Consider the following 10,680-nt stretch of genomic DNA (forward strand, 5'->3'; position numbering starts at 1 on the left):
TCGTCCAGCTCGGCACTGAGTTCTCCCCGAGCCTTGGCTGCTGCCAGGAGGGGGTGCCATATGCCTTGCACATAGTCGGCCACGACCGGATCGTCGACGTAGTCCGGGTCGCGGTACAGCTCGCGGATGATGCGGTCGCCCAAGCGGCGCTCGGCGCTAGTGGTGAGGTCGCTGGGGTCGCCGAGGGTTGGCAGGGTGGAGTTAGGGCTGGAGATGGAGGGCAACACCGCACCCAGCACTATCAAGTGAAAAGTCATCATCACTCGCAACAGCTGGGAGCAGCTTTTTTTTCTCGACTTCACGAGTATCTCCAGACTAGCTTTGTGGCTGAAACGCAGTAAACCCTAACTGGCGCAAGCGTATGATTCTGCGAAGAACAATATTTTCTAGCGCACTCACAAGCGGGGGGCATTTATCGCCATGACTATGACATCCAGTACCGAGACAACTGAGGGGGCATCCCCCCTTACCCATTTCGACGCGCGAGGCCAAGCCCACATGGTCGACGTCGGTGCAAAGGTTCCGACACATCGGATCGCAGTAGCGTCCGGATGCATCGAGATGCAGCCTGAAACGCTCATCCTCATCAACTCCGGAACAGCCAAAAAGGGTGACGTCTTTGGTGTAGCGCGCCTTGCTGGCATTATGGCGGCCAAGAAAACCAGCAGCCTAATTCCTTTATGCCATCCATTGGCGCTCACTCGGGTTGCCGTGGACTTCGACGCTCCCAGCGATAGCTCTCTTCACTATACTGCGGTCGTCTGTCGTGCCACAGTGGAATCATTTGGCCCAACCGGGGTTGAAATGGAAGCATTGACAGCCGTGCAGGTCGCACTTCTTACGATATACGACATGTGCAAAGCAGTTGACCGTGACATGGTTATCAACGGAGTTCGTGTGGAGGAGAAGCGAGGAGGTAAGTCGGGGTATTACCCGGCCTTACCGTAGTGGCAGGGCACCGATGGATTGCGTACTTAATTGGAGCCAATGAGAGTTATTCCCACCTCAAAAAGAGTCGAGCCGCATGTAGGCTAGCGGTTGTGCTGATACAGCATCAACAAGCACAGTCCAAGCCTGCTCCCTTCCTACCATTGGGACATATCTCAAGCCGCTAGAGGTGCGTCGCGTGTCGCTAACCGCTGTGGCGATTTGGTCAGATGCCTCGGGAAAGCGTGCAAACAGTTCTTCGAGCGAACGAGAAGCCAGTAAAACAGACGGCGCTGACGCAGCATAAGACTGCCAAAGATCACTCCGTGCAGCAAGTGGCAGCCCATTGAGTGCGGCCAGCGTGGAGTCAAGTTGTTCTTGTGCGTTTTTAAATGACCTAAGCCCAATCGGAGTCGGTCCTGTCAACGGAAGGTGGCGCAACTCTGGTGTTGCCATGGCCAAAAATTCGGGCGTTATATCAACAGCATGCACAACCGTGAATTTTGAATACTCGAAAACTAAATGAACAGGTCGCGCGACAAACACAGACCAGACTCCGTAAGTCAGCGCAGCGAACTGTAAAACGCCGATTATACTGATGTCGGCGATCAACTCTCTCTTGATTTTGGTTCGATCAAATATAAGAATTGTAAGAAGTGGGCCAATTATTAGATCCACCGCGATGAGGATCATGAAAAGTTCACGCCCTCCCGATATTTCCCAATAGGGATATGGATACCACAAGCCGAACACAGCGAGTCCCGCAACCACTGCCACAGAAACGCTAATCAAAAAATGAATCGCCCCTGCGCGCAAGCGGCTTTTTATTTGATAGTAGATGCTATTCATTTGTAAGGACAGCGTTCAACTCTGGATATTTCTCATTCTCCATCGCTCGAAGAACGGAAACTGCAGCTCGATAATAATATTCCCCATACATACCTCTCACAATCCGCATCTGATAGGTGGCAGCTTCCGGCTCTCCGTTCAGGCCTAATGCTATTGCATATCGCAGTCCTAGTGCCCCGTAAGCAAATCTAAGTGAGGCGGTGCGCAATATCTCCATCTCAATGGCTGTCATATTGCGGGAGGGCTGGATACGTGAGGCATTCAACATTGTGCCCAACTGAGATAGAAGCCATATTTTTTGAGGCGGAACGTAATCAGATGGAGTCTGGCCTATTCGCAAATTTTCAAATCGAACCACACGAAAATCTTCTTCCACAAGAGCATACTCGTAAACTACGCGACAGCCCACAACGGCCCATATTACCAACAAAAGGGTAAATGCGCGCATTGAAACAATATAATTTTGAGTTCGTACGTAATGCCTGGCTTCTGCAATCCCGATGAACAATCCGCCAGTCACCAAGAAGTAGGCATAGGCAAATGGGTACTCGAGCATGCTGTGAATTACAATCGGGACTAGCCCCGACAGGGCGAGAACAGAATCTACGTGCACTGCTGACCAAAGGCGAGAAACTATCCAAAAGAAGCAACCTAAAGTGATCAATAGCGCAATAGGAATGCCAACCCAAGCCATAAGATCCAGTACCGCGTTATGGGCATTGGTATACGTTAGGCTACCGGGAAAACTAACGGCCCCGGCTGCGTGCGCTGTCGGCGTCTGGTTCCAGCCATAACCGATCCACGGAGATTGCAATACTCCTGCCCATACTTGCTTCCAAATGAGAATGCGCCCATTGTCTCGGAGTAGGCTCATATTGCGCGAATCGACCATTAAAAGGGCATCGTGCACCCAAGGCAAGCACTGCACAACAATCAGATAACAGGCGGCCCATATCGCGATGTGCCTAGGGCGCAGGCGCATGCCATGCGATTTGGTTTTCCAGACTAGGTAAAGTGCTATAGCGAGCAAGCTCACCATTCCTGCGCGCGATTGAGTGAGCACCAGCACTAATGTCAAGAAGCTGACGCCAGCAGCCAACCCTATAGGACCAATAAGCTTGCGCTCATAAATCCAAGCAAGCGAAACCATGCCCATCAAAAGCAAGGTCGCCAATTGGTTCGGCTGCCCCAAATTGCCCATTGCCCTATCGCCTAAGTCTGTTTGTACTACATACATACCAAAGTGCTCTTGCAGTTCCAACCACTGTAAAAGTCCGATGGCAGCAGAAATGAGTGCAACGCTCCAAACCGCAAAAAAAATCGCCGTGAGTCCGTCGGCCGGTTCTAGATCAAGGGCGTAGGAATAGGCAACAACGACAGAAAGCACTAGGGCACAAACATAAAGTGATGCGAGTAGAGCATCACCGGCAAACAATGCAGTGCCTGCCAACCACTGAAGCCAAGGAATGATCGCAATTATGAGGAGCCATCCTATCCGGCGTGGCGCAGCCAGTGGGGCTTTCCCAGAAAATGCAAGAGTCGCCCTACTGACGGCAAGAAACCAAATAGCAAGCACTGCCAAAGCTTCGGCGTGGAAGTTTACCCAGGGCCTGTAGTGGTCGTACGAAAGCCAACTTGCAATAAATACAAGAAGACCAAAAAGGTGGAGTAGAGATGTTAGGAGAGAAGACATAAAAAAAGGCGGCCAAAGCCGCCTTTACTAACCTCGCAAGGTTAGGTTGTTGCACGGCATGAACCAGGCAGAAATTTTGCCAAGACAGCAGTGCCAGTCTGGCCTGGACCACACACCCAGCTATTGACCGTAGTACCGAGCGCAGGCTGCAAACATGCTGTAAACGTGTTCACTGCGGCGGCGCAAGGCGCCAAAGAAATAGTACCGTTCGCCCCGGTTGCAATGGCTTGCGTCGTCACGTCGATGCGAGCGCCTCCAGCTACGCCAGGATTGGAAGCTGTAGTCGCGATGGAGTTCACATATTTCGTACCCGAACCAGCTGAGACTTCACAGCCCCAGCCGTTTGCACCAATAGTCGCACCAGATGACGACGACTGAATGGTTTCCGTAATGCTGGTGCGGCAAGATGATGCAGCAAGAATTGCTTCAGAAATTTTGGCACGCGCCGTGTAGTCTTGGTACGCAGGAAGGGCTACAGCAGCCAAGATACCGATGATCGCAACCACGATCATCAGTTCGATCAGGGTAAAACCCTTTTGGATAGAACGCTTCATGAAGAACTCCTAGGAAAAGTTGCAAATGCAGGTTAGTTATGCAAACGCCGTGCCTGCTCTCAAGTGAGCGGACAATCACCAGCCCGAAACCACCATTCATTCCTTTGGGTAGGCCAAATGCCTATCCCCGCCTCGACTCCAGCATCAAAAGTCAAGCACTTTTCGAACAACTCTTCGCAAAAGACCTCGTATGCAGAATTGTTGACGAACCCACCAACTGGAACTACCTACGGATGTCCAAGTTGACGCTGCAGGTGGCTCATGATCACTCGCGAACTTACATTTTTGTCGCCCAGTATTGTCACAGCCAAGCGCACGCCCCCTTATACCTGCATCGTCTGCCCCGCAGTCAACCAACGGATATCATGCACGCCGTAATGGGTGTCAGTGGTGCAGTCTAGCCGTTTGATCTCTTTCATGATGAGCGAGGTCTCCGACGGCTTAGTATGAGTGATGTAGATGGGGTATCGGTGCGCGCCCGGGATGAGCGCCAGTTCCTGCGCCAGAGTCTCGGGCGAGAGATGCATGCTGCGGCGAGCCAGATCACGTTCGCGGTTGCTGAAGGCGGTTTCGATTACCAGGCAAGCTACCGGCAGTGCATTGATGCGGTTCCAGAACGGAGGATTACGCTCTGTATCACCACTGAACACCCACCAACCGGTGTCGCCCTGCACTGCAAAGCCTACGGCTGGTACGGCGTGGTGGGCGGATAGCACCTCAATTTGGGTGCCTGCTATGCTTAGTACATCACCGGTAACAAAGGTCCGATACTGCAAAAACGGGGATGCGGTAGAAGGTATAGCGCTGAAATCTGGCCAGATGACGTTGTTAAACACATGCGTCTGCAACGCCGCGATGGTGGCAGCCAGTGCGTGCACCTGAACCGGGCGACGACGCAGGGACGACACCGCGTCGAGCATCAGAGGTAGAGCTGCGATATGGTCCAGGTGGGAATGGGTCAGCAACACATGGTCAATCTTGCCCATCTCTTCCAGCGTGAGGTCGCCCACGCCAGTGCCAGCATCGAGCAAGATGCTGTCACCAATCAAGAACGATGTCGTGCGACAGTCCTTGGCTATAGCGCCGGAACACCCCAGCACGCGAACCTTCATGTCGAGCCTTCTACTTGGTGTCGAAATTGGTGGCGCTATCCCAATCTGGGTTGAAAGGCAAATTACGCAGGCCTTCGACCCGTGCCGCGTATAACTCGTACAGGATGCTGTGGGGTCTAAGACCTCGCAACTGCCCCATCAGTTTGTCGCATTGTGCCCAATCTTGTGCAGCGTAGGCACGCAGAAAACCCTCCCACACAGCCAGTTCTTCAGCAAGATCAGTGGGTAGCTGCCCCCGGGGTGCGAGGGGCTGGTAAATCGGCACGGCCTGGGCCTTGCCTTTGACACGCACGCGGTCCATGGCCTGCCATACAAACTGAGGGGCGAGCTGCATGGCAGATTCGCTTACCACGATCGAAGTACCGTAGTGCTTGGACAGTCCCTCCAGGCGGGAGCCAAGGTTGACCGCATCGCCAATGACCGTATAGCTGCGCCGGATGTCAGAGCCCATGTCACCCACGCACATGACCCCGGTGTTGAGCCCAATGCCCACCCCGATCTCGGGCAAACCGCGCTGCCGATGATTGGCGTTGATTTGCCCAATGGCCTGCGACATTTCCAGGGCCGCAGTCACTGCCAGTTGCGCATGATCAGGCGTGGCCACTGGAGCCCCCCAAAAAGCCATAACGCAGTCGCCCATGTATTTGTCAATCGTTCCCCGGTGGCTGCGGATGATGTGGGTGAGCTTGCTGAACACCTCATTCAACAAGCCTTGCAATTGCAGCGGCTCCATCCGTTCAGACATCGCGGTGAAGCCGCGCATGTCGCAGAACATCACCGTCAGCTCCCGGTTGGTGGCCTGCATGCTGTAGTGCTCAGGCTGCTTGACCATCTCGGCCACCAGCTCTGGCGGCACATAGGCGCTGAACAGCGCTGCGAGCTCGCGCTTGGAGCGGCTCTCCACAAAGTAGCCATACGCCATGTTGAGGGCAAAGGCCAGCATAGCCATCACCACCGCAGTGGCGAGCGGCAACGCCAGCCCCTGCGCGATGTACATCCACAGATTGAGTCCTACCAGCGCACAAAGCACACCACCACTGAGCAAGACCGCAGACGACGCTGACAAGAGCGGCAAGGCGACTGCCAATAGCAAACCCGCGCACAGCAGCTGCAGCACATCAAACCCAGCGGCATAGTCAGGCCGAACGATGCTCTTGCCATCCAGGAATGCCGATAACACGTTGGCATGGGTCTCCACGCCTGGGTACGTCCTGCCCACCGGCGTCACACGCAAATCCAGCAACCCAGGTGCTGTCGAACCTACCAGCACCAATTGGTCCTTGAGTTGACCAGCCGGCAGCAAGCCATCCAGAACGTCCGACGCCGAGATGTACCGAAAGGAACCACCCTTGGCATCGCCCGGCCCACGGTAGGGGATGAGCGTGGCCAACTGCTGGTCCACGGGGAGCGCCAGCGTGCGACCATCTTGGCGCAGCACGATGCTTTGGAGCACATCATGCGTCCCGGACGGCTTGGGATTCACAAAGCCCGGGTGAATCTCTGGCAGACCGATGGCGGTGCGGAACATGGCCAATGCCAGCGATTCGTAATACTGCCCCTGGTACTCTGCCAACAGGGGCAGGGAACGAACAACTCCGTCCTCGTCCGTGATCGAGTTGAAGAAGCCTGCAGCAGGTGCCGCCTGGGTCAGGGACTCAATATTGCTGCTGTACCCACGCCACGTAGTCGCCCCCAGAGGCAAGCCCCGCAAGCGCTCCACGGGCAGGGCGGGTTCTGGCAACATGCCTTTCGTGATGCCGTCGCGGTCTTCGCCCGAAAGGTAGTAACCCAGCACCACTGGCTGCCCGTGGAGAGACTGCGCAAAAAGAGCGTCATGGTTCAGCGAGGGCGCCAGACGTTCCAGTTGCTCTTTGAAGGCCGGCTGGCTGCGTAAAGGGCCCTGCGCCAGTTGTTGCAGCGTAGAGAGGCCCGAACTTTCATCGGACTCGGCAAACAGAACGTCAAACCCCACCACGGCCACTTGCTGGCGCTCAAACAGCTCATGCACCAGTGCAGCCATCTTGTCCCTGCGCCAGGGCCATTGCCCCACGCGCCCCAGGCTCTTCTCGTCGATATCGACGATGACGATCCGTTCGTCCAGCGTTCGTGGCATGGTCACCCGCAAGCGGGTGTCGTAGATGATGTTATCCAGTCGCTCCAACACCTGCAGGTGGAGCACATCGTCCACGTGCAGCAACGCAAAAACCAGCGGTATCAGCGTGACTGCGATGCGTTGCCAGCGTCGGAGGAACAGCTGCGACAAGGACTGCAACATAGGTCCACGCGCAAGAATTAGAGTGTCCAGTCAGCAAGGGCCCGCAGCGAATATGCGAGCCTTTTGCAGAGTTTCAGCTTTGCTCGAACTGCATCTCGGTGCCAGCCAGTTCCAGGCGATCACCGTGCTTCAGAGGAACCGGCGATGCACCAATGGCAGCGCCGTTGAGTAGCGGCATGTCCGGTCCTTCGACATGGGCCAAGACAAAACCCTGGTGCCGCTTGGTGATGGAAGCCACAGCCACACCCGGCTTTCCAATCGTGGTAACCACCTTCTGCAGCGACACTTCACGCCCCGCAGCAGCACCGGACATGACCCGAATCACGGCCGAAATCGGTGCTGGCGCAGGCGCGGCCGGAGCGGGCCTGGCAGCGGCGACCGCAGGCGGCACCATTCCGGGCTTGAAGATCATGGTCTTCTCAAAGTTCTGCCCTTCGGCGTCCTGGAGGAACCGAATCTTGTACTTGCCCACTTCCACCGTATCGCCATTGCGCAACTCCTGGCGCTTGACGGCCTTGGCGTTCACATAAGTGCCGTTGGTGCTGCCCAGGTCTTCAATCTCCACATCCTGTCCCACCATGTGGAGCACGGCATGCTCACCGCTCACCGCAAGGTTGTCGATCACGATGTCGTTGTAGGGGCGCCGGCCCAGCGTGGTCCGCTCCTTGGTCAGCTGCACTTCCTTGATGACAACGCCGTCGATTGAAACGATCATTCTCGGCATGATCCACTCCTGATGTGATGAATTGTTGTAGTTCGGGCCGTTCAAGAGGCCCCTAGCAATCGGGACATGAGGCCACGCTTCTTGCCCCCAGCGGCAGCCTGCACCAGCAGCACGCTCACGTTATCACGACCGCCGTTGGCGTTGGCGGTGTCAATGAGCAGTGTCGCTTTTTCCTCCAAAGGCATGGGCACCCGCACAAGCTCCGCCAGATCCGAATCGGACACCATGTCGGTGAGCCCATCGGAACAGAGTAGAAACAGATCATTCGGCGCCACCTGAAACTCGTTGACTTCCATCAGCACATTGGGCTCCACACCCAAGGCCCGAGTCACCAGATTGCGATTGGAAGACATGGCCGCCTGCTGCGCCGTCAGCAGCCCCGCATCGACCTGTTCCTGCAACCAGGAATGGTCGCGCGTGATTTGCTGCAAAGCACCATCACGCAGACGGTAACAGCGCGAATCGCCAATATGCCCCAAGATCAGGCGGCTGCCGTGGAACACTGAAACCACCAGCGTCGTACCCATGCCCGCGTACTGCGGATTGGAGAGAGACGCCCCCAGAATGGCGTGATTGGCGTTTTCCACGCAGATTTCCAGGGCCCGGCGCACGTCCGTGGACTGAGGACTCGCGCCGGCTTGGGCCAACCAGCGGGCCATTTCGGTACGGATGAAGGTGGTGGCCATGCCACTGGCCACTTCGCCCGCGTTGTAGCCGCCCATGCCATCGGCCAATATCGCGACCTGCGCATCGCGGTCAACGGCTACCGCGTCTTCGTTGTTGGAACGCACGCGGCCCTTGTCGGTCCGCGCAGTGAATTCGTAGGTCATGGATGTGGGGGCGTGCGTCATGGGGCGCCCGAAATCGGCGGGGCTGCCGCACCCCGCACAGCGGGGGGCTCCATCACGGTTTCCTGAAAATCCGCCATTTCTTGCCCTGTTGCATCGCGGTCCGCATCATAGACGACTGGTTCAGGGCTGAATCGGGCATCGCCGGCCATGGCCTGCCGCAGATCCGCCGCGAACTGCCGCCCGGTCTGATAACGCGTCTCAGGCCGCTTTTGCAACGACAGCGTCACCACCCTGGCCACTGCGGCTGAGAGTTCGGGGCGCAGCTGGCGCACATCGGGCGCCTCCACGCTCGCGATCTTGTGCATCAGCTCGGTCATGGACGCGCCCCGCAGCGGCAGCGTGCCCGTCAACAACTGGAAGAGGGTGATGCCCAGCGAATAAAGGTCGGAGCGCCCATCTACTTTCTTTCCCGCCAGTTGCTCCGGAGACATGAAGCTGGGCGTTCCCAGAACCAGCCCCGTACGGGTCTTGCTCGAATCCGTGATGCGGGCAATACCGAAGTCCGTCACTTTGACCGCGTCTGTGCCACTGTCAAACATGATGTTGGCGGGCTTGATATCGCGGTGGACCACATTGTGGGCATGGGCATAGTCCAGCGCATCGGCCACCCTGGCTGCAATGGAGAGCACGGTGGGGACCGGCAGCAGCCGGTCCTGGCCACAGACATGGGTCAGGTCCTGACCCTTGAGGAACTCCATGGCGATATAGGCCAAGTCATGCTCCTCACCGGCATCAAAAATAGTGACGATGTTCGGATGCTGTAATCGGCCTGCAGTTTCGGCTTCTCGGAAAAACCGTGCGCGCGCATCGATCAGGGCGTCACCTTCGAACTCCTGCCCCAAGGCCAGCGTCTTGATGGCTACGACGCGGCCGATCTTTGGATCGCGCCCCAGATACACCACTCCCATGGCGCCTTTGCCAATTTCACGATCAATCTGGTAGCGTCCCAACATGGGCACGCCGACGCTCGCATCGCCTGGCAGGCGGGGCGCTGCAGCGCCGGCACCCGGCAAAGAGTCTTTGGCGCCCTGCGGAGCTTGCGCGCCACCTTGTGCCTGAGCCTTGGCACGCTTGTAGCGGCTGCGGGCGTCCTTGTAATGCCGGTCATGGCGCAGGATATGTTCGTAGACCGTCTGCGCCTTGCCGAAGTGGCGCTTGCGCTCGAAATCCTCCGCCAGATGGTAGAGATTGTCCAGAAGCGCGTCGCTGGCAGGTACCTTGCGCAGGCGCTCAAAGGCCATATCCAGTTGTCCCTGGCCCTGCAGGGCCAAGCCCATCATGCGGTCCGTTTCGGCGGCTTCTGCGGAACGTCCGGGGGCTACACTCAGCCGACCACGGTGCAAAAGCACCACCACGGTAGTACCAGCCAATACAGCCAGCACTGGCAGCAACAACGGAACCCACAACCCCCCATAGCGCAAAAGGGTCCATTCGGCGATGACAACGGTGAGCGCGAGCGCCGCACCGCCCCCCATCCCGACGGGGCGCGCCAAACGCGGCGCCAACAGCACCAGATACACCCCCCCCAGCGCCAACACCAGCCAAGCGGCCGGAGTAGCCCAGCCTGGCTCTGTCACGCCCAGCCCGAGGCGAATGGATGACAAGGTTTGCGCCAACACCTCCACCGGATAGGCAGCATGCTCCCCCAGCTGCGCCGCTGGGGCGCCCAGCTTCTCCGCCATTTCGCCCACCAAC

At 57.2% G+C, this 10,680-nt stretch carries 9 protein-coding genes and 1 pseudogene; 1 reads left to right on the forward strand and 9 read right to left on the reverse strand.

Annotated features, from left to right (window positions below; genetic code table 11):
- Window positions 1-257: pseudogene (locus DBR23_RS05245) on the reverse strand (peptidase M48); the annotation flags it as partial.
- A gap of 169 nt (window positions 258-426) precedes the next feature.
- Between DBR23_RS05245 and moaC the strand changes: the two are divergent.
- Window positions 427-948, forward strand: a complete 522-nt coding sequence (moaC, locus tag DBR23_RS05250; RefSeq protein ID WP_108497537.1) for a cyclic pyranopterin monophosphate synthase MoaC — start codon at window positions 427-429, stop codon at window positions 946-948.
- Between the two features lie 57 nt (window positions 949-1,005).
- On the opposite strand, the gene tfpZ is transcribed toward moaC, so the two are convergent.
- The 8 genes from tfpZ to DBR23_RS05290 all read right to left on the reverse strand — a co-directional run bounded on the left by tfpZ (window position 1,006) and on the right by DBR23_RS05290 (window position 10,589).
- Window positions 1,006-1,776, reverse strand: coding sequence for a TfpX/TfpZ family type IV pilin accessory protein (gene tfpZ / locus DBR23_RS05255; protein ID WP_108497531.1), 771 nt, complete (start codon window positions 1,774-1,776; stop codon window positions 1,006-1,008).
- On the reverse strand, window positions 1,769-3,469 hold the full coding sequence (locus DBR23_RS05260) for a PglL family O-oligosaccharyltransferase (RefSeq protein ID WP_199227636.1): 1,701 nt from the start codon (window positions 3,467-3,469) through the stop codon (window positions 1,769-1,771). The genes tfpZ and DBR23_RS05260 overlap by 8 nt, the downstream gene beginning before the upstream one ends.
- 41 nt (window positions 3,470-3,510) lie before the next feature.
- Entirely contained in the window at window positions 3,511-4,023 is a 513-nt protein-coding gene (locus DBR23_RS05265) for a prepilin-type N-terminal cleavage/methylation domain-containing protein (RefSeq protein ID WP_108497533.1), read from the reverse strand.
- Window positions 4,024-4,346: 323 nt separating this feature from the next.
- Complete coding sequence (locus DBR23_RS05270) at window positions 4,347-5,135, reverse strand: MBL fold metallo-hydrolase (RefSeq protein WP_108497534.1); 789 nt, start codon at window positions 5,133-5,135, stop codon at window positions 4,347-4,349.
- Window positions 5,136-5,145: 10 nt separating this feature from the next.
- Window positions 5,146-7,410 carry a CHASE2 domain-containing protein gene (locus tag DBR23_RS05275; RefSeq protein ID WP_108497535.1) on the reverse strand — a complete coding sequence of 755 codons (2,265 nt, stop codon included), beginning with the start codon at window positions 7,408-7,410 and terminating at the stop codon, window positions 5,146-5,148.
- Between the two features lie 73 nt (window positions 7,411-7,483).
- The gene (locus DBR23_RS05280) at window positions 7,484-8,134 is read right to left on the reverse strand and encodes an FHA domain-containing protein (protein ID WP_056056604.1); all 651 of its coding nucleotides are present in this window, start codon (window positions 8,132-8,134) and stop codon (window positions 7,484-7,486) included.
- A gap of 41 nt (window positions 8,135-8,175) precedes the next feature.
- Window positions 8,176-8,964, reverse strand: coding sequence for a Stp1/IreP family PP2C-type Ser/Thr phosphatase (locus DBR23_RS05285; protein WP_108497536.1), 789 nt, complete (start codon window positions 8,962-8,964; stop codon window positions 8,176-8,178).
- A 17-nt stretch (window positions 8,965-8,981) separates the two neighbouring features.
- Window positions 8,982-10,589, reverse strand: a complete 1,608-nt coding sequence (locus DBR23_RS05290) for a serine/threonine-protein kinase (RefSeq protein ID WP_233250288.1) — start codon at window positions 10,587-10,589, stop codon at window positions 8,982-8,984.
- Between the last annotated feature and the right edge of the window lie 91 nt (window positions 10,590-10,680).

Origin of the sequence: Acidovorax sp. HMWF018, from assembly GCF_003061035.1 — a bacterium.
GTDB lineage: Bacteria > Pseudomonadota > Gammaproteobacteria > Burkholderiales > Burkholderiaceae_C > Acidovorax > Acidovorax delafieldii.

What these genes read in the sequence shown, in the direction of transcription:
- moaC (WP_108497537.1), top strand. Translation starts at nt 427, where the DNA reads ATGACATCCAGTACCGAGACAACTGAGGGGGCATCCCCCCTTACCCAT.
- tfpZ (WP_108497531.1), bottom strand. Translation starts at nt 1,776, where the DNA reads ATGAATAGCATCTACTATCAAATAAAAAGCCGCTTGCGCGCAGGGGCG.
- DBR23_RS05260 (WP_199227636.1), bottom strand. Translation starts at nt 3,469, where the DNA reads ATGTCTTCTCTCCTAACATCTCTACTCCACCTTTTTGGTCTTCTTGTA.
- DBR23_RS05265 (WP_108497533.1), bottom strand. Translation starts at nt 4,023, where the DNA reads ATGAAGCGTTCTATCCAAAAGGGTTTTACCCTGATCGAACTGATGATC.
- DBR23_RS05270 (WP_108497534.1), bottom strand. Translation starts at nt 5,135, where the DNA reads ATGAAGGTTCGCGTGCTGGGGTGTTCCGGCGCTATAGCCAAGGACTGT.
- DBR23_RS05275 (WP_108497535.1), bottom strand. Translation starts at nt 7,410, where the DNA reads ATGTTGCAGTCCTTGTCGCAGCTGTTCCTCCGACGCTGGCAACGCATC.
- DBR23_RS05280 (WP_056056604.1), bottom strand. Translation starts at nt 8,134, where the DNA reads ATGCCGAGAATGATCGTTTCAATCGACGGCGTTGTCATCAAGGAAGTG.
- DBR23_RS05285 (WP_108497536.1), bottom strand. Translation starts at nt 8,964, where the DNA reads ATGACCTACGAATTCACTGCGCGGACCGACAAGGGCCGCGTGCGTTCC.